At 66.2% G+C, this 23,525-nt stretch carries 18 protein-coding genes and 3 pseudogenes; 8 read left to right on the top strand and 13 right to left on the bottom strand.

The window, feature by feature from the left end; translation table 11 throughout:
- Window positions 1-110: 110 nt before the first annotated feature.
- From C722_RS0102550 to C722_RS26890, 6 genes and pseudogenes are all read right to left on the bottom strand, one after another.
- On the bottom strand, window positions 111-2,507 hold the full coding sequence (locus C722_RS0102550) for a TonB-dependent receptor (protein ID WP_017638994.1): 2,397 nt from the start codon (window positions 2,505-2,507) through the stop codon (window positions 111-113).
- Between the two features lie 136 nt (window positions 2,508-2,643).
- A complete protein-coding gene (locus C722_RS0102545; RefSeq protein ID WP_017638993.1) occupies window positions 2,644-3,597 on the bottom strand; it encodes a FecR domain-containing protein in 954 nt (317 codons plus the stop codon).
- Window positions 3,594-4,109, bottom strand: coding sequence for a sigma-70 family RNA polymerase sigma factor (locus C722_RS0102540; protein ID WP_017638992.1), 516 nt, complete (start codon window positions 4,107-4,109; stop codon window positions 3,594-3,596). The genes C722_RS0102545 and C722_RS0102540 overlap by 4 nt, the downstream gene beginning before the upstream one ends.
- Window positions 4,110-4,341: 232 nt before the next feature.
- Window positions 4,342-5,535, bottom strand: a complete 1,194-nt coding sequence (locus C722_RS0102535) for a DUF2252 domain-containing protein (RefSeq protein ID WP_017638991.1) — start codon at window positions 5,533-5,535, stop codon at window positions 4,342-4,344.
- 138 nt (window positions 5,536-5,673) lie between these two features.
- A pseudogene (locus C722_RS26895) lies at window positions 5,674-6,270 on the bottom strand (methyl-accepting chemotaxis protein); the annotation flags it as partial.
- 258 nt (window positions 6,271-6,528) lie between these two features.
- Window positions 6,529-7,305 (bottom strand): annotated as a pseudogene (locus C722_RS26890) (CHASE3 domain-containing protein); the annotation flags it as partial.
- Between the two features lie 682 nt (window positions 7,306-7,987).
- Between C722_RS26890 and C722_RS0102525 the strand changes: the two are divergent.
- The 4 genes from C722_RS0102525 to C722_RS0102510 all read left to right on the top strand — a co-directional run bounded on the left by C722_RS0102525 (window position 7,988) and on the right by C722_RS0102510 (window position 11,760).
- Window positions 7,988-8,344 carry a YajD family HNH nuclease gene (locus C722_RS0102525; protein ID WP_017638989.1) on the top strand — a complete coding sequence of 119 codons (357 nt, stop codon included), beginning with the start codon at window positions 7,988-7,990 and terminating at the stop codon, window positions 8,342-8,344.
- A 103-nt stretch (window positions 8,345-8,447) separates the two neighbouring features.
- Window positions 8,448-9,149, top strand: coding sequence for an ATP-dependent Clp protease proteolytic subunit (locus C722_RS0102520; RefSeq protein WP_081594564.1), 702 nt, complete (start codon window positions 8,448-8,450; stop codon window positions 9,147-9,149).
- A 261-nt stretch (window positions 9,150-9,410) separates the two neighbouring features.
- Window positions 9,411-10,895 (top strand): SulP family inorganic anion transporter, encoded by a 1,485-nt coding sequence (locus C722_RS0102515; RefSeq protein ID WP_017638987.1) that lies wholly within the window; start codon window positions 9,411-9,413, stop codon window positions 10,893-10,895.
- Window positions 10,896-10,908: 13 nt separating this feature from the next.
- Window positions 10,909-11,760, top strand: coding sequence for a universal stress protein (locus C722_RS0102510; protein ID WP_017638986.1), 852 nt, complete (start codon window positions 10,909-10,911; stop codon window positions 11,758-11,760).
- A gap of 42 nt (window positions 11,761-11,802) precedes the next feature.
- Here the strand turns inward: C722_RS0102510 and C722_RS0102505 are convergent, their stop codons facing one another.
- Window positions 11,803-12,717 carry a LysR family transcriptional regulator gene (locus C722_RS0102505; RefSeq protein ID WP_017638985.1) on the bottom strand — a complete coding sequence of 305 codons (915 nt, stop codon included), beginning with the start codon at window positions 12,715-12,717 and terminating at the stop codon, window positions 11,803-11,805.
- A 118-nt stretch (window positions 12,718-12,835) separates the two neighbouring features.
- Here C722_RS0102505 and C722_RS0102500 point away from each other — a divergent pair, with 118 nt between their 5' ends.
- Window positions 12,836-13,096, top strand: coding sequence for a DUF2798 domain-containing protein (locus tag C722_RS0102500; protein ID WP_017638984.1), 261 nt, complete (start codon window positions 12,836-12,838; stop codon window positions 13,094-13,096).
- A gap of 22 nt (window positions 13,097-13,118) precedes the next feature.
- On the opposite strand, the gene C722_RS0102495 is transcribed toward C722_RS0102500, so the two are convergent.
- A complete protein-coding gene (locus C722_RS0102495) occupies window positions 13,119-13,742 on the bottom strand; it encodes a DUF998 domain-containing protein (protein WP_017638983.1) in 624 nt (207 codons plus the stop codon).
- Between the two features lie 161 nt (window positions 13,743-13,903).
- Between C722_RS0102495 and C722_RS0102490 the strand changes: the two genes are divergently transcribed.
- On the top strand, window positions 13,904-14,773 hold the full coding sequence (locus tag C722_RS0102490; protein WP_017638982.1) for a LysR substrate-binding domain-containing protein: 870 nt from the start codon (window positions 13,904-13,906) through the stop codon (window positions 14,771-14,773).
- A gap of 389 nt (window positions 14,774-15,162) precedes the next feature.
- Here the strand turns inward: C722_RS0102490 and C722_RS26885 are convergent, their stop codons facing one another.
- From C722_RS26885 to C722_RS0102475, 4 genes and pseudogenes are all read right to left on the bottom strand, one after another.
- Entirely contained in the window at window positions 15,163-16,026 is an 864-nt protein-coding gene (locus C722_RS26885) for a methyl-accepting chemotaxis protein (protein WP_371099766.1), read from the bottom strand.
- Window positions 16,021-16,995: pseudogene (locus C722_RS26880) on the bottom strand (methyl-accepting chemotaxis protein); the annotation flags it as partial. The gene C722_RS26885 and the pseudogene C722_RS26880, both read right to left, overlap by 6 nt.
- Before the next feature lie 717 nt (window positions 16,996-17,712).
- Entirely contained in the window at window positions 17,713-19,359 is a 1,647-nt protein-coding gene (locus tag C722_RS0102480; RefSeq protein ID WP_017638980.1) for an acetolactate synthase large subunit, read from the bottom strand.
- Window positions 19,360-19,511: 152 nt separating this feature from the next.
- Window positions 19,512-20,660, bottom strand: a complete 1,149-nt coding sequence (locus C722_RS0102475; RefSeq protein WP_017638979.1) for a YbfB/YjiJ family MFS transporter — start codon at window positions 20,658-20,660, stop codon at window positions 19,512-19,514.
- A 102-nt stretch (window positions 20,661-20,762) separates the two neighbouring features.
- On the opposite strand from C722_RS0102475, the gene C722_RS0102470 reads away from it, so the two are divergent.
- Window positions 20,763-21,647: a LysR family transcriptional regulator gene (locus C722_RS0102470; protein WP_017638978.1), complete on the top strand. Its 885-nt coding sequence runs from the start codon at window positions 20,763-20,765 to the stop codon at window positions 21,645-21,647.
- A gap of 50 nt (window positions 21,648-21,697) precedes the next feature.
- Entirely contained in the window at window positions 21,698-22,618 is a 921-nt protein-coding gene (locus C722_RS0102465) for a Gfo/Idh/MocA family protein (RefSeq protein WP_026083599.1), read from the top strand.
- A 239-nt stretch (window positions 22,619-22,857) separates the two neighbouring features.
- On the opposite strand, the gene C722_RS0102460 is transcribed toward C722_RS0102465, so the two are convergent.
- Complete coding sequence (locus C722_RS0102460) at window positions 22,858-23,466, bottom strand: LysE family translocator (protein WP_017638976.1); 609 nt, start codon at window positions 23,464-23,466, stop codon at window positions 22,858-22,860.
- Window positions 23,467-23,525 lie beyond the last annotated feature (59 nt).

Here is a 23,525-nt window from a genome sequence, read left to right as displayed (position 1 = left end):
GGCGGAAACCTTGACTGGGAGCGTGCAGACTCGGACCACGTCAGGGAGCAAAGGATCGCTGGGCGGTGGCGGACGACGGGACAGCGGTCTCGTCGTCCGCCTGCCTGGGCTCAGAAGGTGTAGCTGACCGACAGCGTCGCGTTGCGCGGCGCGCCGTAGTTGCCGCTGGTGGCGTTGTTGTAGAGCGACAGCAGGTATTTGCGGTCGGTGAGGTTGTTGAGATTGAGCTGGGTGCTCCAGTGTTCGTCGAAATCGTAGCTGCCCAGCACATCCACCAGGGCATAGGCGTTCTGGTGGATGCGGCTGTTGTTGTCGTTCTCGATACCGCTCTGCCATCTCAGCCGCGCGCCGACCTTGGCCTGGGGCAGGCCCGGCAGGCGATAGGTCGCCAGGCCACGCAAGCTGTGGCTGGGCACGAATTTGCGCGCCCGCTCGCCGTCCGCGTCGTCGATGCGCACATAGGTGTAGCCGGCTAGCAGGTCCAGGCCGGGCAGCGCCTCGCCGGAGACCTGCAGCTCCAGGCCATGGCTCTGGTAGTCAGTGGTGTCGTAGAGATAGCGCGAACCGGCGAACACCGAGGTCGAGGCCACGTTGCGCTGCTCGGTCTTGAACACCGCGGCGGTCAGGCTCAAGCGGTCGTCGAACAGGCCACCCTTGATCCCGGCTTCCAGACTCTTGCCTTCCAGCGGATCGAGCAGCCGGCCATCCAGGCCGAAGCTGTATTGTGGGCTGAAGATCTTGGTCCAGCTGGCATAGAGACTCCACTGTGGATTCAGGTCGTAGACCAGGCCGGTGTAGGGGGTGACCTCGCCATGGGCACGGGTGTAGTAGTCGGCGCCATAGCTCAGGCCGCTGGCATCGGCGCTGAGCATCCGCGCACCGACGACCCAGTGCAGGTCGTCGACCAGCTCGAAGCGGGCGCCGGCGAACAGGCTCTTCTGGCGATCGGTGAAGTCCTGGGTATGGCCGATATCGTCGGTGTAGTGCAGCGACGGCTCGGGGACGCCGGCCAGGGAGCCGGAGAGGGTGGTGGGGTAGTAGCCGTCCTCGGCGAGGATCTTTTCCCGCAGCTTCTGGTGGGTCCGGCCGTAGCTGGCGCCCAGGGTGAGTTCGTGGTCGCGGCCGAACAGCTGGAAGGGGCCGGACAGCCTGGCCTCGCCGATCAGCTGGTGCGCCTTGCTGGCGGAATGGTCGCCAAAGGCGGTGGCGTCGTCGCCGTTGACGCCGAAGATGTAGTACATGTCGGCGTTCTGCCGCTCGGTGACGCCGGTCGCCGTGAGGGTACCCCGCCAGCCGTTGCCGAAGTCGTGGGTGAATTCGCCGAAGACGCGCTGGGTGTCCAGATTCCAGTAGGTCCAGTCCTGGCCGATGCTGGAACTGCGCCGGCCGTAGTGCAACGGGTTGCCGTCCACGTCGGCCAGCGGCAGGTTGCCCCAGGAGCTGCCGTTGGCGTCGCTGTTGTGCTGGGAGAAACCCAGGGTCAGGGTATCGGCCTCGCTGAGATCGAAGGCCACCAGGCCGGCCGCGATGTTCTTTTCATGGCCGTAGCGATCCAGCCAGGAATTGCCCTTGTCGTGGGCATAGATGAAGCGCCCGCGCACCTTGCCGGTTTCGGTCAAGGGCCCGGAGACATCGGCATCCACCCGGCGGTTGTCCCAGGAGCCGACGCTAGCGCCGAGCTTGGCCTGGAACTCGGCGGTGGGCCGCTTGCGCACGAAGTTGACGGCGGCGGAGGGATTGCCGGTGCCGCTCATCAGGCCATTGGCGCCGTGCAGGACGTCCACCTGCTCGTATTCGGCCAGGTCCTGGTCGCCCACCAGGGTGGTGCTGACGAAGGGCATGCCCATGCCGTCGTACTGGAAGCTGTTGATGTCGAAGCCGCGGGAGGTGAATTGGGTACGGTCGGTCTCGGTCTGCTCGACGGTCACCGACGGGGCGGCGCGCAGGGCTTCCTTGATGCTCTGCAGGCGGAAATCCTCGACCTGGTCGCGGGTCAGGGTGGTGATCGCCTGGGGTGTCTGCCGCTCGGTCAGGCCCAGGCGCGTGGTGCTGGTGCTGACCGGGCGCTGGTAGCCGATATCCGCGCCACCGCCCGTGGCGCTGGCCTGGATGGTGGTTTCGGGCATGGCCAGGGCGGCCTCGGCGCTGCCGCCTTCCAGGGCATAGATGCCGGCACCGCGTTCGCTCCAGCGATAGCCGCTGCCACGCAGCAGGCGCTCGAAGCCCTGGTCGAGGGTATAGCGGCCTTGCAGACCCGGACTGCTGCGCCCGGCCAGCGGCGCCGGATCGAACACCAGCTGGACCCCGGCGGTGGCGGCGAAACGGGCCAGCACCGCATTCAGCGGACCGGCGGGAATCCGGTAGTCACGCACCTCCGCGGCGGCCAGGGCCGGCAGCGGCAGCAGGGCCAGTCCGGCACCGGCCAGGGGCACGCCCTGCAGGGCGACGGCCAGGATCAATGGAGTGAAGCGTCGGGTGCCGGGTTGCTGCCGGTGGATCTTTGCCATGTCGTGTTGCCGTCCTCTTGAGCGCACCAGGCGCGGGCTGCCACCGCTCCCCATGAGGGTGTCTGCAGCTATCCCGGACGAGCGCGGCAAAGTGCTCAGGGCAGCGCGAACTTTTTTTCGGGTGGATCGCCGGCGTTCAGGGCGCCCCCACCGCCACCCAGTAGCGGGTGCGGCGCGTGATGCGGATCGGCAGGGTGCGTTGCAGCGCCAGCAGGGCCTGGTCGGTATCGTCCAGTGACAGGGCGCCGGACACCCGCAGCCCGGCGACAGCCGGGTCGCAGCGCAGCAGGCCTGGGCGATAGCGACCCAGTTCTGCCAGCACCTCGGCCAGAGGGCGGTCGTGGGCGACCAGCATGCCGCGCGTCCAGAGGCTGGCATCCTCGTCCACCGAGGAAAGGCGCTGCACGCCGTAGGCATCGAACCAGGCCTGTTGCCCGGCAGCCAGCCGTACGGCAGCGCCCCGTTGCGGACGCAGCTCCACGCCATGGGCGAAGACCGCGACCCGGCACAGCGCCTCTTCCAACCGCACGCTGAAACGGGTGCCCAGGGCCTCGATCCCGCCTTGTGCCAGGTCGATCACGAAGGGCCGGCGTGGCACGACGGGATCGGCATGGGTGGTCACCAGCACCTCGCCCCGTCGCAGATGGAGGCGGCGGATGCCTGCGTCGAAGCGCACGTCCAGGGCGGAGTCGCTGTTCAGCACCAACTGACTGCCATCGGCGAGCAGCAGGGATCGCCGCTCGCCGATGGCAGTCGTCAGCTCGGCGCCCAACGCGTCCAGTGGCAGGGTGCGCAGGGCCAGCCAGCCGCCGGGAAGCCCCACCAGCAGGGCGGTGAGCAGGCGCAGGGTGCGCCGCCGACTGAGCGTCCGGTCACCGACGCGGCGTACCGTCTGCTGGCCGATGTCCACGGGAACGCTGGCGAAGGTCCCCATGACCCGCTCGGCCCTTGCCCAGGCCGCGCCATGGGCCTCGCTCTGCGCGCGCCAGCGTTCGAAGGCCTGGCGCTGCGCCTCGTTGGCGTCGTCGAAGTTGAGGGTGAGCAGCCACTCGGCCGCCTCTTCGAGCAGTTGCGGCGCGGGAAGGCTCATGCCTCGCACGCCACCAGGCAGGCCACCAGGGCGCGCTGGATATGCCGGCGCACGGTGATGACCGCCAGATCCAGCCGTACGGCGATCTCGGCCAGGGTCAGTCGCTGGAATTGCGCCAGCAGAAAGGCCTCCCGGACCGGGGCGGGCAGGCCATCGAGCATGGCATCGATGCGCAGGAGGGCGTCGACGATCAGCCAGTGCGTCTCCGGCGACGGCACCTGGGCCTCCGGCAGGTGGGCGATGGCGTCGCGATAGGCGCGTTCTACCTCCTGGCGTCGCCAGAGGTCGATCACCAACCCCTTGGCCACCTGCACCAGATAGCGCCGAGAGTCTTCACGCACCGGCAGGCGCCCGGAACCGAGGATGCGCAGGTAGGTGTCCTGAGCGATGTCCGCCGCATCCGGCGCGTTGCCCAGCCGCCCGCGCAGCCAGCCGCTGAGCCAGCCATGATGATCGCGATAGAGCTGATCCAACGCGACGGTGGGCGAGCCGGAAGACAGGGCAGGGCGCATGGAAGATCCTTGGCGCGAGCGCCGGTCTTTAAATGATAAAGCGTCTCATTTTAGTTAAAGGCGAGGGGTCGCACAATCTGCGATCGAGCGGATCGACGAAGCGGGCAGGTGGTCGGGGGCAGGTGGGCATCGCCTGCCGCTTCCGAGTTGGGCCGGGCAGGCCGGCGGGGAAGATGCGGGAGCGAGAAGCGCGGCCCGAGGCGGTTAGCCCCGGGCCAGTTTCACAGTGGCCTCAGTCCTGCGCATGCTCCAGGGCATAGGCGCGGCAGTGGGCCAGGTAGCCCATTTCGTGGGCGCCTACCAGTTGCACCACGCTGCTCCACAGCCAGGAGGGCGCATCCAGGGTGCGGGTACGATTGCGCTGCAGATCGCTCATCCACTCCACCCGGGTGGCCAAGTCCATCTGCCGGGCATGGGCACGCCCGACCACCCGGGCCAGGTAGGCCGCGGCGCTCATGGCCTCGCGGGCGCTGAGTTCATCCAGTTCCAGCTTGAGATCCTGGGGCAGCAGTTCGCGGATGAAAAAGGAGTGATCGAGCAGGCGTACCGCCAGCATGCGATTGCCCAGGGCCGGGGAGAGCTGGCGTGCCCCTTCCACCACGCGCTTGCCGTTGTCGCGGGGCATGGTGGCATGGGCCACCCGCGGAGCGGCGGCGGCCACCGCCTGCTTGACGTCGATCAGGCAGTAGTCCTGGTCGTCGCCGTCGTCCACCCCCAGCAACACGGCATAGCGGCGCAGCCCCAGGGAGCTGCAACCCTTGACCCAGTAGGCACTGTCGAGCAATTCGACGCGGCTGTCGTGGCTGCGGCCCTTGAGCGAGGTCACCAGGGCATGGATACCCGGTGTTTCGCACAACTCGGCGATGGCCTGGCGCTCGGCCTTGCTCAGCTGCCAGAAGTGCTTGCCCAGCGGCAGCTTGGGTCGGGTGTTTTCCATGCGTTCGCGGGCCAGGTGCTTCCAGGTGCGTTGCACCGCGCTGCGCATCCCGGCCTTGACCTGGGCCGGTCGCGGCACCTCGCGCTCGAGGTCGTCCTCGAAGGCTATCTCGTAGCCGCGCATCATCTCTTCGAGCATCCGTGCCGTGGTCACCCCTGGCAGGTCGGAGCCGCGTGCCGCCGTGGCCAGCGACAGTGCCAGGCGCACCAGGTCGTGGGCCGGATTGCCGACCACGGTCTGGTCTAGGTCGCGGATATTGACGTCGGTGGTGCCGTGCAGATCGCCCGTGGGGCCGAGGTTACCGGCATGGCAGTCGCCGCAGATCCACACCGCCGGCCCATTGGGCAGGCTGCGACCGGGCTGGCTGTGCAGCCACTCGTAGAAGTGCACCGTACTGCCCCGCACATAGGCGTGGGCAGAACGGGCCATTTTCAGATTGCGCAGCTGGTTGAGGCGAGGCAGACGATCGACGGGACGCGGGGTTTTCATGCAGGGCGCAGGCCTTGGGGGAGACGCCTGTGTGACCGTTGCGCTAGGGGAATGTTTCAGTTTGTGTCAGCAGTCCACCGCTGGCCAGGGCCAGGCGGTGGGAGGTCGGGATCGCGTGGCGAAGACCGCAGGTCAGCGCTAGCAACGAAACTGGCCGATCTGCCGATTCAGGTCATTGGCCAGGGCATCCAGGGAGACGGCGGTCTTGACCGTCTCGTCGATGGCCTCGCTGTTTTGCTGGGCCATCTGCGCCAGGCGCTCCACGGTACGGGCGACGTCATGGCTGGCGGCGGTCTGTTCGCGAAGGGACAGGGAGATCTGGTTGACCACCCGTACCACCTTGTCCGAGGAATTGTTGATGCTGACTACCGCCTCGCCGGCCTGATTGGCCAGATCGACCCCGCCGTTGACCTGGCGCACGCCCACCTCCATGTCGCTCATGGCCGCCTGGGTCGCTGCCTGGATCTTCTCGATCATGGCAGCGATCTCCTGGGTGGAGTTGGTGGTGCGTTGCGCCAGCTGGCGCACCTCGTCGGCCACCACGGCGAAGCCGCGCCCCTGTTCGCCAGCCCGCGCCGCCTCGATGGCGGCGTTGAGCGCCAGCAGGTTGGTCTGGTCGGCGATGCCCTTGATCACGCTGACGATGGACGACACCCGTTCCGAGTGCTCGCCCAGTTCACCGATGCGGGTGGCCGAGGACTGCACCGTGCCGGCGATGGATTTCATGCTGTCCACCGAAGCCTGGATGGTCTGGCCGCCATCCTGGGCCAGGCGACCCGACTGGCTGGAGAGGTCGTGGGCTTCCCCGGCGTTGTCGGACACGTGGTTGATGCTCACGGTCAGCTGCTCCACGGTGGCCGCCATGCTGGAGGCGGCACTGGATTGCTCCTGGGCGGCGGTGGACAGCTGCTGGGAGTTGGCGGAGATGCTGTGGGAGGCGGCGACCAGTTGGTCGGTGCCCTGCTTGATCCCCTGGATCATGTCGCGCAGCCTGTCCTGCATCTGGCCGAAGGCGGTCAGCAGCTGACCCAGCTCGTCACGTCCGCCGGCAGGGATCGGCGAATCGAGTCGGCCGGCGGCGATGGCCCGGGCGATGGCGACGGTCTGGGCCAGTCGACCCACGATGGTGCGCGACAGCGACCAGGCGATGCCCAGCGCCAGCAGCGCGGCGAGGATGCCACCGCTGATCAGGATCAGCATGGCCTGCTGCTTGGCGTCGTCCATCGACTGGGTACGGCTGTCCAGCAGCCGATTCTCCCGGCTCTTGATCTGCCCCAGCAATTCGCGCATCGCGTCCATCTTGCCCTTGTCCTGGGCGGTGGCGATGCGGGCGGTGAGGGTGTCCAGCGGCTGGGTACCGGCGTTGACCTGCCGGCGTAGCGCCAGAATCTGCTGCACGGACTCGTTGTTCCATTGCTGCTTGGCCTGACCCAGCTGGGCCAGACCGGCCTGCTGCTCGGGATTGTCGCGGGTGAGCTGGGTCAGGTCCTGCAACTGATCGGCGAACTGTTGTTCGCCTTTGTTCAGGGGTTCGAGAAACTCGTCCTTGCCGGTCAGGGCGAAGCCACGCATGCCGGTTTCCATGTTGACCAACGCCAGCAGGGCGGCATCGGAATCCTGCAGCACATGGTAGGAGTGGATGTTCTGCCGGACGGCCAGGTTGACTTGGGTGAAGCCATGACTGGCCGCCAGGATCAGCGCCAGGATGATAACCAGGATCGCGCCGAAGCCGAGTCTGAGTTTGTTCGAGATGGTCAGCTGTTGCAGCATGGGAAAACCTCAAGCGCTAGGTAGTCGACTCACGCCCAGGGGGGCAAGGTTAGGGGTTATGGCGAGCTAGCGGAGGGGAACGCGATTGATCCGTGTCTTGCGTTGACGGCGGGGAAGCGTGACTCCTGGTGGTACAGGTATCGCAGGTGACGCGGCTCGATCATCCCTGTGGCGGAGCGAGCGCCGGAAATGGCTTTTTCGTTCAAGAACCGCAGGCCAGAGCGTCTGAGCCTGGCGTTGGAGCGGTAGTCCATGAAAAAGTTTTATGTGACGCAATAAACATTTTTGCGGTCAGGCGCGATTCGCAGGAAGGTTGCTGCCCGTGAAGGTCGGGGCGAATAAAAAGCTGTCAGCGCTCCAGCTGCGCCAAGTGCCTGGCCAATTCATCGGCCTCCGCTGGGCTGGCGGTGTCGATGAACCCACCAGCAGGCCCTGGACGTGGGGCGCTTGCAGATGCAGCGCGACAGCGCCTGGGCTGCCAAGCCGTCGGCCTGGGCGGCAGTTCGATCCGTGCGCAGGGCATTCGCCAGCGCCTCGGCAAACCGATGGCGGCACTGGCGGGGAAGGTTAAGCCTGAGATTAAGAGGTCGGGCGATCGGCCGCCGGATCCTATGGCGAGCGCTCACCGGGAGCGCCAGGCCCAGGCTATACTGGGCCTCTCTCCCGACCACCCAGGTGCAGCATGGCTACCGATACCTCGAAGCTGGATCGAATCCTCGCCGAGACCCAGCGCGAGCGCGAACGCGGCTATCGCGAAAAAGCGCTGAAGATGTATCCCCACGTCTGTGGTCGCTGCGCCCGGGAATTCGCTGGCAAGCGCCTGAGCGAGCTGACCGTGCATCATCGGGACCACAACCACGACAACAATCCCCAGGACGGCTCCAACTGGGAATTGCTCTGCCTGTACTGCCACGACAACGAGCACAGTCGCTACACCGATCAGCAGTATTTCAGCGACAGCTCCCTGAGCACGCCCAAGGTGGCCCAGGCGACCCACAACCCCTTCGCGGGGCTGGCGGGACTGCTGAAAAAGGACTGAGCGCACAGCGATCCAGGCAGTCCGTCCTGCCTTAAGCCGATCTTAAGTCTCGCCCTCTAGCGTTTCAGGTCTTTGCTGATTGCCGACCTGGGAGCGAGAGGGGATGAGACGTTCGAGCGTTGCTAAACGGTTGGCCGCCGGGGCCTTGGTCGTGCTGGCCGCAGGCTGTCTGCCGGAGGCCTCCGCCGAGATGGCCGTCATCCGCGGCGAGGGCACGGCTGCCAGCGCCGACACCGCGTCGGTGTACTTCAACAGCGGTATCAACGATCGCTCGGTCAGCTCCCTGCTGGCCGCCCTGAGCGACATCGCCCTCAAGTACCCCGCCACCAAGAACGTTAACCTCTATCTCAACAGCCCGGGCGGCAGCATGGAGGCGGGCTATGTCGCCTACGAGTTCATCCGCCACTATCCACTGCACATCAATACCATCGACGCCGCTGCGACGGATTCATCCGCCACCATGATCTACTGCGCGGCCGAAGATCGTTATGCCGCGCCGCTCGCCAGCTTTCTCCTGCATCCGGCCGCGGCGGCCATCGCCGTCAACGGCTACATGAAGCCGGACCAGGCCAAGCAGGCGTTCGAGGACGTCGAGCGCGAGAACCTCAAGTTCCGCGAGATCTACAAGGGCTGCCTCAAGCTGACCCCGGAGGAGCTCACCACCTTGCTGTCCTCCGAAAGCAACAGGCGACGATTGGGCTACGACGCCGCCAAGGACATCGGTTTGATCACCCGGGCGCCGGACCGGTTGCCGCGCGGGACCGACCGGGCTACCTGTTTCGTCAGCGATGGCGGAAGCCGGTGAGGGCAGGTTGACGCCCGGCCAGACCCGCAGTGCGGTCTACAAGCGCTCGTTCTTTCGTGATACCTTCGGGGTATGCATTGCCCCTCCCGCGACTGGCAACCCAGTCCCCCATAGCTCGCACCTCTCCCGTCCTTGCTCGCTGACGCAAGGACGTCTGTCGTCCTGTCGCGCCCGCGGCGTGGCGGCTGCCAACCCTGGAATTCACGCCTGATCCGGCGTCTGCCACTCGCTTGACGGGTCAGGCACAGGTGCGAGTTGTCCATGTTGAATACCCTCAAGACGCATTGGTTTTCCAATGTGAAGAACGATGTGCTGTCCGGATTGGTCGTCGCCCTGGCGCTGATCCCCGAAGCCATCGCCTTTTCCATCATCGCGGGACTCGATCCCAAGGTGGGGCTCTATGCCTCCTTCTGCATCGCCGTGGTGATCGCCTTCGTCGGCGGTCGCCCCGGCATGATCTCGGCGGCTACCGGCGCCATGGCGCTGCTGATGGTGACCCTGGTCAAGGAGCACGGCCTGCAGTATCTGCTGGCCGCGACCCTGTTGACCGGGGTGCTGCAGATCGCCGCCGGCTATCTGCGCCTGGGCGCGCTGATGCGCTTCGTGTCCCGTTCCGTGGTGACGGGCTTCGTCAATGCCCTGGCGATCCTGATCTTCCTGGCCCAGCTGCCCGAGCTGACCCATGTCGGCTGGGAGGTCTACGCCATGACCGCCGCCGGGCTGGGCATCATCTATCTGTTCCCGCTGCTGCCGGTGGTGGGCAGGCTGCTGCCTTCGCCGCTGGTGTGCATCCTGGTGCTGACGGCCGTCTCCCTCGTCCTGGGGCTGGACATCCGCACGGTGGGTGACATGGGACAGCTGCCCGATACCCTGCCAGTGCTGCTCTGGCCCCAGGTGCCGCTGACGCTCGACACCCTGCTGATCATCTTGCCTTACTCCCTGGCACTGGCCGTGGTGGGGCTGCTGGAGTCCCTGATGACGGCCACCATCGTCGACGACATCACCGATACGCCCAGCGACAAGAATCGTGAGTGCAAGGGGCAGGGGATCGCCAACATCGCCGCCGGCCTGCTGGGCGGCATGGCGGGCTGCGCCATGATCGGCCAGTCGGTGATCAACATGAAATCCGGCGGACGCACCCGGCTGTCAACACTCTGCGCCGGCGTCTTCCTGCTGCTGATGGTGGTGTTTCTCGATGACTGGCTCGCCCGGATTCCCATGGCGGCCCTGGTGGCGGTGATGATCATGGTCTCCATCGGCACCTTCAGCTGGGATTCGATCCGCAATCTGCGGCGGCATCCGCTCTCCACCAACCTGGTGATGGTGGCCACCGTGGTGGTCGTGGTCGCCACCCACAATCTGGCGCTCGGCGTGCTGGTCGGGGTGCTGCTGGCTGCGCTGTTCTTCGCCAACAAGGTAGGGCACCAACTGACGCTGACGTCCCGTCTGGAAGCGCCCGGTATTCGCGTCTACGAGGTGCGTGGCCAGGTGTTCTTCTCGTCCACCGCGGCCTTCATCGAGGCCTTCGACTTCAAGGAGGTGCTGGACGAGGTCCGCATCGATCTCAGGGCGGCCCAGTTCTGGGACATCACCGCCGTCGCCGCCCTGGACAAGGTCGTGCTCAGGTATCGCCGGGAAGGCGTGACCGTGGAGGTCCTCGACCTCGATCAGGCCAGCGCGACCCTGGTCGACCGCTTTGGCATCCACGACAAACCCGGGGCCGACAGCCAACTGCTGGGCCACTGAGGAGGGAGACACCATGAGCAAGATCATCGCCTGTATCGACGGCTCGCCCCTGGCGGGCAGTGTCTGCGACCACGGTGCCTGGCTGGCACAATGGCTGGAGCTGCCCCTCACCCTGCTGCATGTCCTGGAGCGCAGCCTCTATCCCACAGCCCCCGATGCCAGCGGCACCATCGGCCTCGGTTCGCGCGAGCACCTGCTCGAGGAACTGGCGCGGCTGGACGAGCAGCGCGCCCGTCTGGCGCGTGCCGATGGCGCGGCCCTGTTGGCCGGGGCCGTGGAACGGTTGCAGGGCAGTGGGCTGGTCACGGCGCCTGCCACGCTCCAGCGGCACGACTACCTGGTGGATACCCTGCGCGAACTGGAGGCGGATATGAGCCTGCTGGTGATCGGCAAGCGCGGCGAGCATGCCGGTCGCCGCGGTATCGGTAGCCAGCTGGAAACCGTGGTGCGCACACTGCACAAGCCCATCCTGGTGTGCGCCGCCGACTTCCGCGAACCCCAGCGCTTTCTGCTCGCCCATGACGGCAGCGAGGCCACCCATCAGGGAGTGCTGAAGATAGCCAGGAGCGGGTTGCTGGCAGGGCTGCAGGGCGAGGTCCTGCAGGTCGGTGAGTCCACGCCGGCGCGCGTGGCCGAATTGGAGGCCGCTGCGGAGCTACTGCGTACTGGCGGCAGCGAAGTGACGATCCAGCTCGTGGCAGGGCATCCGGCCGAGGTGATTCCCGAGCGGGTCCAGGCCTCTCGGGCCGACCTGCTGGTGATGGGCGCCTACCGCCATTCCGCCGCCCGGCGCTTGCTGCTGGGCAGTCAGACGTCCCACCTGCTGCACCACACCGACATCACCACCCTGGTACTGCGTCCCTGAGAGAGCGGCCCTGGTCGCTACGGCGGCCAGGGCCTTCGCCTGTCAGGAATCAGGCTGCAGGGCCTGTTCGAGAAAGTCGATGAAGGCGCGAACCTTGCCGCTCAGCGCGGAACGCTCGGAAACGCAGGCATAGATGTCCATCGGCTCCGACTGCGCGGCGGTGGCGTCTTGGCTCTGGGCGTCGAACAGCGACACCAGCTGGCCTCGCTCGATCAGCGGCAGGGCGACAAAGTCTGCCAGGCGTGCGATGCCGCCCCCGTTCACGGCGAGCTGGGCAATCATATCGATGTCGTCGCAGACGAAGCCAGGGCGGGTGGAGGCCTCGAAGGTCTGACCCGCCCGTACGAAGCGCCAGGGCAGATAGCGTCCATCGGTGGGGTAGCGAAACAGCAGGCAGGCGTGCTGCTGCAGCTCTTCCGGGGTATGGGGTGTGCCGGCCTGTTCGAGATAGGCGGGCGCGGCGCAGAACACAAAGGCACGAGAAGCGATCCGGCGGGCGACCAGGCTGTCGTTCAGCTGCGCCTTGATCCTCAGGCTGACATCGATCTGTTCCAGGCGATGATCCAGGCGCCAGTCGCTGCCAATCAATTCGATGTCGATGCCCGGATAGGTACGCTTGAAGGCCGGCAGCAGCGGCGCGAGCAGGTGGCGGCCAAAGGCGGCGGTGGTGGCTATCCGCAGCGGTCCCTGCGGCTCGCTGGCCAGGGTCGCCAGGTGGGCGGCGATCTCGACATCTTGGGGGATGTGCCGGACTTTCTCGAAATAGCGGGCGCCACTTTCGGTCATGGCGAGACGGCGCGTGGTCCGCGACAGCAGCCGTACGCCCAGATGCGTCTCCAGGCGAGCGATGCTCTGGCTCACCGCGGCCGCGCTCAGGCCCTGAGCGCGAGCGGCGCCGGCGATGCTGCCCGCTTCCACGACCCTGATGTAGGTACCGATCAAGCCCAGGATGTCCATGGGGGCCCTGCCGAAGGATTCGTTGATTTCTGTTTATAGTGAACCAAGGTGGAGAAGGCTACCGGCAGATATTCGCCCTTGTAAGCTTGGCCTCGATTCCTTGACCCGAGGCAACCCGATGAATCCGATCAGTCCTGCTACCTCCACCAAGCGCCGCTTTCCCAAGCGGGCGACGCCCTATGTCTTCGCCCTCTATATGTCGACCATCATGGCCCTGCTGATGTGCCTGGTGATCACCCTGGCGGAGTTCGGCTTCGACGCCGACTACTTCAGGAATGTGATGAGTGCCTATCAGGTGGCCATGCCGTCCGCCTTCGTCTGTGTGTTGCTGGTACGGCCTGTGGTCGCCCGACTCGTCGCCCTGACCGTCCATGCCTGAGCGGTTTCAGGCAGCTGGTCGGTCACGGCTGGCCACCTGGGCTGCGCCTGGCCATTCCGCTCAGGACGGCGAGCCAGCCGACGCCCACGGCGTAGTTGAGGCGCTGGTAGAGCCCGAAGCCTTGGCCGTCGGCGACCGCGCTCGCCATCATGCCCGCGGTGACCAGGGCCAGTATCGTGCAGATCGCCGAGAAAACAGCCAGGCCGGGCGAGGCCAGCAACCGCTTGCCGAGCCAAGCCCAAAGCGCGCTCGCCAGGGTCAGCGACAGGAACATCACCAGGCCGGCCAGGTTGTGCAGCTGCTGGGAAACGGAGGGCTGCAGCGGGGCGCATCCCTGGTCGCAGGGGAACAGCCCGGTGGCGAAGCTCGCCAGGCCGTGGAGCAGGATCAGGGCCGCGCTCAACCCGGCCAGGCGCGACGTGCGAAAACGTCTGGCCAGCCCCAGGGCAACCAGCACGAAGAGCACCCCCAGAGGAACGTTGTTGAGCCAGGCGGAAAATCCCTGAGTGGGCGCGTCGACAGCCCCCAGCCGACTCAGGGCATGATCGACATGGCTGTAACCGGGATACGCCAGGGCGGTCAGACCTACGCCGATAGTCAACCAGAACGGAATCAACAGACCCGTGCCCAGCAGCAGCCGATCCATCCGGTTCCAGGCGAACGTCCTCGTCATCATCACTGCTGCTGCCTCCCTGGTGTCGTCTGGTCATGCTAGGAGGTGCTGGCGGGCGAGCGTTACGGATTTTTTTGCAAGGCAGCTTGCCCAGGCGTCATCCTGGAACGCCCCGCTGCCAAGGATGACCGCTGATGACTAGACGCCTGCCCAGTACTACGGCGCTGGTGGCCCTGGAAGCGGCCGCCCGCCATCTTAGCTTCGCCAAGGCGGCGCAGGAGCTGTCGCTCAGCGAGGGCGCCATCAGCCGGCAGATCGCCAAGCTGGAGGCTGCACTGGGCGTCAGGCTGTTTCTGCGGATCGGCAATCGCGTCGAGCTTTCCGCTGCCGGAGCCCGCTATGCCGCGCACATGCGCACGGCCCTTGCCGACATCGAACGCCACACGCGGCAACTGGTCGCCCAGGCCCGCGGCACCACCGCGCTGGAGATCGGCGTCATCCCGACCCTGGCGGGTCGCTGGCTGATCCCGATGCTGGCGCGCTTCCAGGAGCGCTGTCCGGACATCGAGGTCAATCTGCGTGAGCGGACGCAGCCCTTCGCCCTGGAAGACAGCGGACTGCACGCCGCGATCAACTATGACCATCCGGTCTGGCACGGTCTGCGGGTGCAGCCGTTGTTCGAGACGCAGCTGGTCGCGGTCTGTCATCCGCGCCTGGCGGGCAATCCTCCGGCCAGCCTGCCGCTCCTGCACAAGCTGGAGAGTCCGCACAGCTGGGCCCGTTATGCCACGCTCACCGGGTTACCCCTGGGCGCCCAGGCGGTTGGTCCTACCTATGATCGCTACTCGCTGCTGATCGAGGCCGCCAAGGCCGGCTTCGGCATGGCCCTGGTACCTGAGCACTACATCGAGGAGGATCTGGCCGCCGGCCGACTCCAGGCGCCCTGGCCGGTCCTGCCGGAGCTGCGTGAACGCTATGTGCTGGTCACCCGTCCCACGACGGAAATCGATTCCGCGCTCGCAAGTTTCGAACGCTGGCTGCTGGAAGAGGCGAGGATGGGGTGAGGGAAGTCGTGGAGCCGTAGGTTGGGTTGAGACGGCTTCACCGTCGAAGCCCAACGGTGCAGCCTTCACCTGACTGACGTTGGGCTTCGCTGAGCTCAGCCCAACCTACCTCGTGCCAGCGCGTGGAAAAGGCTGCGCCGTTTTCCACGCAACACCAGGCATGACAGGTGCTTTCCACTCCCTCGGGTAGAGCCAGCCGTAGGTTGGGCTGAGACGGCTTCACCGTCGAAGCCCAACGGCCCAGCCTTCACCTAACTGACGTTGGGCTTCGCTGTGCTCAGCCCAACCTACCTTTTGTGCCGCGTTTTCCTTCCTGCTGGAAGTCCATCCCAGGCGCTCCCTCTCCCTTGGGGAGAGGACCGGGTGAGGGGAAGGAGCGCCCGCCAGGATCACACCTTGAAGCGTGTCGTCATCTCCTGCAGGCGCACACCGATACGGGCGAGCTCCATGCTCGACGAGGCCGTCTCCTCGCTGGCGGCGGCGGTCTGGTCGGAGATGTCGCGGACGTTGGTGACGTTGCGGCTGATCTCTTCGCCGGCCGAACTCTGCTGCTCGGCCGCGCAGGCGATCTGTTCGTTCATCGACTCGATGTCTTTCACCGACTGGGTGATGCGCTTGAGCATCTCGCCCGCCTCGCGGGACAGGCCGACGCTGCTGTCGGTCAACTGCACGTTATGGTCGAGCACCGTCGCCATGCGGTCGGTGCTCTGGTGCAGACCGGTGATGAGCTGGGCGATCTCGTCCGTCGAGGAGCGGGTACGCTGGGCCAGGCCGCGGACCTCGTCGGCGACCACGGCGAAGCCGCGTCCCGCCTCGCCAGCACGGGCGGCTTCGATGGCGGCATTGAGCGCCAGCAGGTTGGTCTGCTCGGCCACCGCCTTGATCACGTCGAGCACGCCGCCAATGCTGTCGGCGTGGCCACGGAGGGTGGCCATGGCCGCCTTGGTCGACGCCATTTCCCGGGCCAGCAGCTCGATCTGGTCGATTGCCTTGCTGACCGATAGATCGCCTTGCTGGGCCTGGCGACTGGCGTCCAGCGCGGACTTGGCCGCTTCGCCAGCGTTACGCGCCACCTCGTGGGTGGTGGCGGTCATTTCCTGCATGGCGGTGGCGATCTGGTCGGTCTCGACCTTTTGCGACTGCACGCCAGCGCTGGTCTGCTCGGTGACCGCCGACAACTGCTCGGCAGCGCTGGCTACCTGGACGACACCGTCACGCACCTCGCCAATGAGACGCCGCAGGTTGCCGGTCATGCGCTGCATGCTGGTCTGCAGGGCGCCCAGTTCATCCTTGCGGGTGACCTGCTGCTGATGGGTGAAGTCGCCGCTGGCGACCATTTCGGCTAGCGCCACGGTGTCCTGCAAGGGTTTGACGATGGAACGGGTGATCAGCCAGGCACAGGCCAGGCCCAGGGCGATGGCGATTGCCAGCCAGATCAACAGCAACTGGCGGGCATTGGCCACGTCGGCCGCGCGGAATTCCTGCTGGATGGCGGTGAGCTTGTCGGCGATGGAGAGCAGGGTGGTGATGGTGGTGGTGATGCCGCCCTGAGCCTGGTCCACCTGCGCCTGCGCTGCCACCAGTTGTTCGAGGCGCTGCCCGTAGCCGGAGATTTCACCGAGCAACTTCTGCACGGTCTCGGCCGGCAGAGCCGTGGCGCCGAGCGCCTTGGCCTGGGAGAGCGCGGCGTTGACGGAGTCGCGCACCTTCTGTTCGCTATCCTTGTTCGGTGCGGTGGCATAGCCACGGAAATCCACTCGCATCCGCTGCACGCCAATGAAGAGCGCCGCCAGCTGCTGGCGATCGGCGGGGCGACCGGTCTCGCTGTTCGCCGCTTCAGCCAGGGTGAGCAGATGGGTGTTGGCGGCCTCGGCCGCGGCGCTGGCGACCTTGCGGATGGCTTCCCGCTCGCGGGTGGCGGCGATCGTCTGATCGTAGAAGTCGCGATAACGCTTGAGGGTGTTGTCCGCCTCGTCGAGCAGGGTCTGATTAATCGGAGATTTGAAATGCGGAGCGATGCCGTGCAACTGGGCTTCGGTCTTTTCCAGGGCGGCGAGCCACTTGGCCGCCTGGGCATCATCGGCCTTGGTGAAGTACACCAGTCGCTCGATGCGCATGTCACGGGCCACGGTGCTGTAACCGGCGATGTCGTTCATGCGTTCGCTGCGATCGCGCAAGGTATCGGTGGCCGACCAGCCGGTGTAGGCCACCAGCAGGATCATGCCGATGAGCAGAGCGAAGCCGAGGGCCAGCTTGGCCCTGACGGTGAGATTGCTTAATACATTCCAGCCATTTTGCTGCATTTGGACTACCTGGATAGCGGAGCTCTGGATGACGCCGGCCACGGGGCCAGCGTCTTCTTGAGGGTTACGGCAGCCTCTGTTTCGTCAGCTACCGGCAGGGCCGGTGGGCGCGAAGGGCGCTTGGCATCTTGTGCGAGTAACCACGGGTATTCCCCTAGGCGCCTTGGGCAAGACCTGACCTCGCCCTGCCGCCTGCAGGCGCGGACGGGCAATCAGACGATTGCGGTCTCGCGCCGAGGAAAGCAGCGGATGAGGTGGTACAGCCACGACGGTGCTTAAGGTCTCCTTAATAGAGGCGCGATTGCTGGAAGGTTTAAAGCCAAGCGATAGGCTGCACAATTACCGGGATATGCGGCCTGTTCTAGTGGAGATCTCACATCGTATCTTTTTGATTTTATTGATAAAACTTGCTGAATAGTTTGACTAAATACAAGGAAAAGTCGTCCTTTTTCACAGGTAAGGCGTGCTGAAAGCCTGATAAGACGCCTCCCTTCATGGCAATTCCAAGACGCTTGCCCATGGCGACGACCTGCGTGGACTGGCTGCCGCAAGGCGTTCGGGATGCCGTCGTGGGCCCAAGCAAAAACGCCCCGACCTCATGGCCGGGGCGTTCCCTTACCTGGCTGACCTATTCGATCAGACCGCCGCGCTGCGCTCCTTGATGTCCTGGTGCAGAATGCGGTCGTTCTCGGAGTAGTCCACCGGGCAGTCGATGACGTGGACGCCGGGGGTGTCCAGGCAGTGCTGCACCAGCGGGGCGAAGGCCGCCGCGCTTTCCACGCGATGGCCCTGAGCGCCGTAGCTTTCGGCGTAGCGGACGAAGTCCGGGTTGCCGTAGTCCAGGCCGAAGTCCTCGAAGCCCATCTGCGCCTGCTTCCAGCGGATCATGCCGTAGCCGTCGTCGCGCAGGATGATGACCACCAGGTTCATCTTCAGGCGCACCGCGGTTTCCAGCTCCTGGCTGTTCATCATGAAGCCGCCGTCGCCGCACACCGCCACGATGGGGGTGTTGGGATGGACCAGGCGCGCGGCCATGGCCGACGGCAGGCCGGCGCCCATGGTGGCCAGGGCGTTGTCCAGCAGCACCGTGTTGGGCATGTAGGCCTTGTAGTTGCGGGCGAACCAGATCTTGTAGATACCGTTGTCCAGGGCGACGATGCCGTCGGACGGCAGCACGTTGCGCAGATCGGCCACCAGGCGCTGAGGGTAGACCGGGAAGCGGTCATCGGTCGCGCCTTCGGCGACATGGGCCTCGTTGGCTTCGCGGATGGTCAGCAGGCGGTCGAAGTCCCAGGTGGGCTGGACCTCGATGCGCTCCTTGATCTCCCAGATGGCGTTGGCGATGTCGCCGACCACCTCGACCTGGGGGAAGTACACCGGATCGACTTCGGCGGAGCGGAAGTTGATGTGGATGACCTCGGTGCCGCCGCGGGTCATGAAGAACGGCGGCTTCTCGATCACATCGTGGCCGATGTTGACGATGAGGTCGGCGGACTCCAGGGCGCGGTGCACGAAGTCACCGGCGGAGAGGGCGGCGTTGCCCAGGAAGCGCGGATGGCGCTCGTCGACCACGCCCTTGCCCAGCTGGGTGGTGACGAAGGGGATGCCGGTCTTCTCGATTAGCTGACGCAGCACCCGCGCGGTCATCTTGCGGTTGGCGCCTGCGCCCAATACCAGCACCGGGCTGCGGGCGTTTTCCAGTTTGGAGACGGCGGCGGCGATGGCCTTGGCTTCGGCGACCGGACGGCGGCTCAGGCTCGGCGGTACCGGCAGGCTCTCGGTGTGCTCGTCGGCGATGTCTTCCGGCAGTTCCAGGTGCACGGAGCCGGGCTTTTCTTCCTCGGCGAGACGGAAGGCCTCGCGGATGCGCGACGGGATGTTGTCGGCGGAGGCGAACTGGTGGGTGTACTTGGTGAGCGGCGCCATCATGCGGCACACGTCGAGAATCTGGAAACGACCCTGCTTGGATTTCTTGATCGGCTTCTGGCCGGTCAGCATCAGCATCGGCATGCCGCCCAGGTAGGCATAGGCGCCGGCGGTGACCAGGTTGGTGGCGCCTGGACCGAGGGTGGAGAGGCAGACACCGGTCTTGCCGGTGAAGCGGCCGTAGGTGGCGGCCATGAAGCCGGCGGACTGCTCGTGGCGAGTCAGGATCAGCTTGATCTGCGAGGAGCGACGCAGGGATTCCAGCAGGTCCAGGTTCTCTTCGCCGGGAATGCCGAAGATGTATTCCACACCCTCGTTTTCCAAGCAGCGAACGACCAGATCGGAGGCCTTCATCATGAGTGTTGTATTCCTTGTAGGGTGGATGGCGAGCGCCTGAAGCGCCTCCTCTATGAGGCGCGGCGGTCACTGTACTCAGGAACGGCGAAACATTTCAAAACAAGGAACCACCCAGTTTTACTTCTGTGACGAATGGCCGCAGCGGAAACGATTCAGGCGAGGCAGCGTTGTAGCGACGCCCTGGCGCGGCGCAGGTGCAGCCCGGCGAACAGCAGGCCCAGAGCGGCGATCACCAAGGCCGGTTGCAGGTCGCCGGCAAAGTGACTGCTCACCGCGCCGAGCAAGGGACCGAGCAACTGGCCGCTGGCGAAGCTGGCGGTCAGTACCCCGGCGTTGCGTTGCGGCGTGGCCGGTGCCAGCTCGCGGCCGTACTGCATCACCAGCTGCATGCAGGCGAGGAAGGGGCCGCCACAGAGCAGCACCCCGAGGAACAGCGCCAGGCTGCCCGGCAGGAGGCAGAGCAGCACACCCGCGGCCTGCAGCCAGAGGGTGGCGATCAGCCAGCGGCGGGTATCGGTGCCCGGGCGACGCAGGCTCACCAGCACCACGCCCAGGGCTGCCGCCAGGCCATAGCCGGGCCAGAAGAGGTCGGCCTGCCACTGGCCGTGGAAGCGGCTGGCGGCCATCTGCGAGAGGAAGGTCGCCGGCAGGATGTAGCCGACGCCCACCAGGCCATAGGCCAGGATCAGGCGGTTGAAGGCCGGCGAGCGCTTGGTCGGCGCCGCGGCGGTGGTAGGCAGCGGGGTGGCGGGACCGCGCCGTGGCAGCAGCGGCAGCAGTGCCAGGGTGGCCACGCTGGCGAGCAGGCCGTAGCTCAGCCACAGCTGGTTGGAATCGCCACCCAGGCGATTGCTGACCAGGGCCATCAGGCCGCTGATGAGGATGCCGACCCCGGGACCGGTAAAGACCAGAGCGCCCAGGCGTGGCCGTCCGGCCTCGGCGGCCAGGGGCTGGCTCAGACCGGTCACCATCACCAGCACCCAGGCACTGGCCAGGCCGGTGCCGAAGCGCAGCAGCGCCTGGGCGGCCAGGCCATCGGCCAGCAGGGAGGCCAGGGTCAGGCCGGCGCAGAGCCAGAGGCCTCCGACCAGGCGCGCATGGGTGCGACGGGCGAAGAGGGCGTCCAGGGCCCCGAGCAGATAGCCCAGGTAGTTGGCCGCGGCCAGCAGACTGGCGCCGGTGAGGTCGATCTGACCCTCGGCGATCAGGTGGGGCAGGGCGGGGGTCAGGGCGAAGCGGCCGATGCCCATGGCGGTGGCCAGGGCCAGCAGGCAGGCCAGCAGGCGGGTAGTGGCGGTCATCGAAAAGGCTCCGGTAACAGGTGGATACTGACAGCCTAGGCCTTGAAGTTAATCAATAAAAACGAATAATAGAGAAATAGATGTTCAGCTAAAGAGAAAGGTATGGAATTCGCCGAATTACGCATCTTCCAGGCGGTGGCTGAGGAGGGCTCGCTGGTACGGGCCGCCGAGCGGCTCAACCGGGTGCCCTCCAATCTCTCCACGCGCCTGCGCCAGCTGGAAGACAAGCTGGGGGTGGAGCTGTTCCTACGCGAACGCCAGCGGCTGCACCTGACCGCCGCCGGCCACCGGCTGCTGGACTACGCCCATCGCCTGTTCGCCCTGGCCGACGAGGCACGCAGCGCGGTGCAGGGCGGCGAGCCGGCCGGTACCTTCGTCCTGGGGTCCATGTTCAGCACCGCGGCCATCCATCTGCCAGGGCTGCTGGCGCGCTATCACCAGCGCTATCCCAAGGTGAATCTGCAGGTGCACAGCGGCCCCAGCGGCGAACTGGTGGAAGGCCTGCTGGCCGGTCGCCTGGACGCCGCCCTGGTGGACGGCCCGGCGCCCGATGCGGCGCTGGAGGGCCAGCCCTGGTTCGAGGAACGCCTGGTGCTGATCACCGGGCTGGAACTCGGCCCGGTGCGCTCACCGGCCGACGTGGCCGGGCGTCCGGTGTTCGGCTTTCGCGCCGGTTGCTCCTATAGACGCTACCTGGACACCTGGTACGCCGCGGCGGGGGTGCCCAGCGGCCCGGTTATGGAGATCGAGTCCTACCACAGCATGCTGGCCTGCGTGATCACCGGTGGGGTGGCGCTGATGCCGGAGTCCATGCTCGACAGCCTGCCCGGCCGCGAGCGGGTGCAGCGTCACCCGATCCAGGCGCGTTTCGCCCAGGCCACCACCTGGCTGATGTGGCGCAAGGGCCGCGAGGGCGCCAATCTGCGCAGCTGGCTGGAGTTGCGCGAGAGCCTGCAGACCGACCGCGAAGCTGTTGCTTTGGTGTGATGATTGCCCGATCCTAGACCGCGGACTCCTACCGTCTACCGAGGACGATCATGATAAGAATAGCCATCGTCGGTTTGGGCAAGATCGCCCGTGACCAGCACCTGCCGGCGCTCGCCGCCAATCCCGACTACGAGCTGGTCGCCGTGGCCAGCCGCAACGCCCAGCTCGACGGCGTCGCCCACTATCCCAGCCTGAGCGCCTTGCTCGAAGACGGCCCGGCCATCGACGCCGTATCGCTCTGCGCGCCAGCGGCGGTGCGCTACGAACAGGCGCGCGAGGCCCTGGCCGCCGGCAAGCACGTGATGCTGGAGAAGCCGCCGGGCGCGACCCTGAGCGAAGTGGACGCCCTGGCCCGCCAGGCCGAGGCGGCGGGGCTGTCGCTGTTCGCCACCTGGCATTCGCGCTATGCCCAGGGTGTGCAGCCAGCCCGCGAATGGCTGGAAGGCAAGCGCATCCAGGCGGTGCGCGTCGAGTGGAAGGAAGACGTGCGCGTCTGGCATCCCGGTCAGGCCTGGATCTGGGAACCGGGCGGCATGGGCGTCTTCGATCCGGGCATCAATGCCCTGTCCATCGTCACCGCCATCCTGCCGCGGCCGTTCTTTCTCAAGGAGGCGACGCTGCAGGTCCCCGGCAACTGCCAGACCCCGGTGGCCGCGCAACTGGCCTTCGTCGACAGCGCCGGCGTGCCCATCGCCGCCGACTTCGACTTCCTGCAGACCGGACCCCAGACCTGGGACATCCACGTCGACACCGATGCCGGTCGCCTGACCCTGAGCAAGGGCGGCAGCGAGCTGTACCTGGACGGCCAGCTGACCCACCAGGGCCCCGACCGGGAATACGCCGGCCTCTATGCCCGCTTCGCCGAGCTGGTCGCCCAGAACCGCTCCGACGTGGACGTGGCCCCGCTGCGCCACGTGGCCGACGCCTTTCTCTATGGCCGGCGCGAGACGGTGGCGGATTTTCACGAGTAGGGCCTCCCTCACCCCGGCCCTCTCCCCGGTAGAGAGAGGTGTCATGGTGGGCTCTTGTAGGTTGGGCGGAGCGTAGCGAAGCCCAACAGGTGGCTTGGCTGTTGGGCTTCGACGATGGAGCCGTCTCAGCCCAACCTACGGCTCGGTCTCCTATCCCGAGGGAGAAGGGGCGTCATGGTGGGCTCTTGTAGGTTGGGCTGAGCGCAGCGAAGCCCAACAGGGCTACGCCTCGCATCCCCTCATAGGCTCGTCCACAACAAACGGATGGCCATGCTGAAAAAGGCGCAGGCGAAACCGATACTCAGGCCTTGCGCCAGGCGCGGGCTGGCAACCAGGCGCGTCCTCATCTGCGCTGCAAGCAGGCCGTACAGGGTGAATACCACCCACGTCATGCCCATGAACACCCCGGACAGAAGCAGCGCCTGGGTGAGCGGCGCGGCAGATTGCCGGTCCAGGAATTGCGGCAGATAGGCAAGAAAGAACAGGGTCAGCTTGGGATTGAACAGGTTCAGCAGGACGGCTTGCCGGATGATCTTTCGATCCCCGTTGGGATAGGTGGCGCCCGTGCTCCAGGCGCTGGCATTGCGGATCTGCCGATAGGCCAGGTAGAGCAGATAGGCCACTCCCAGATAGCGCAGGCCCTCCAGCGCTAGCGGCCGGGCTTGTAGCAGCGCTGTCAGGCCACAAAGGGTCAGCAGCAGGTGAGGCAGGATTCCGAGGGTACAACCTGCGGCGGCCAACAGCGCGGCGCGGCGTCCATAGGTAGTGCCGACCGCTATCGTCAGCAGGGCGCCTGTCCCTGGCGACGCGACCACGATGAAGGTAGTCAGCAAGAAGTCGAGTGTCATGACTGTTGACTCGCCCCAGAAAACGCCTGGCCTATCACGGCTACCCAGGCACCAAGGTC

Source organism: Pseudomonas sp. 313 (assembly GCF_000316965.1).
GTDB classification, from domain to species: domain Bacteria; phylum Pseudomonadota; class Gammaproteobacteria; order Pseudomonadales; family Pseudomonadaceae; genus Chryseomonas; species Chryseomonas benzopyrenica.
This window is presented reverse-complemented; position numbering and strand designations above follow the sequence as displayed.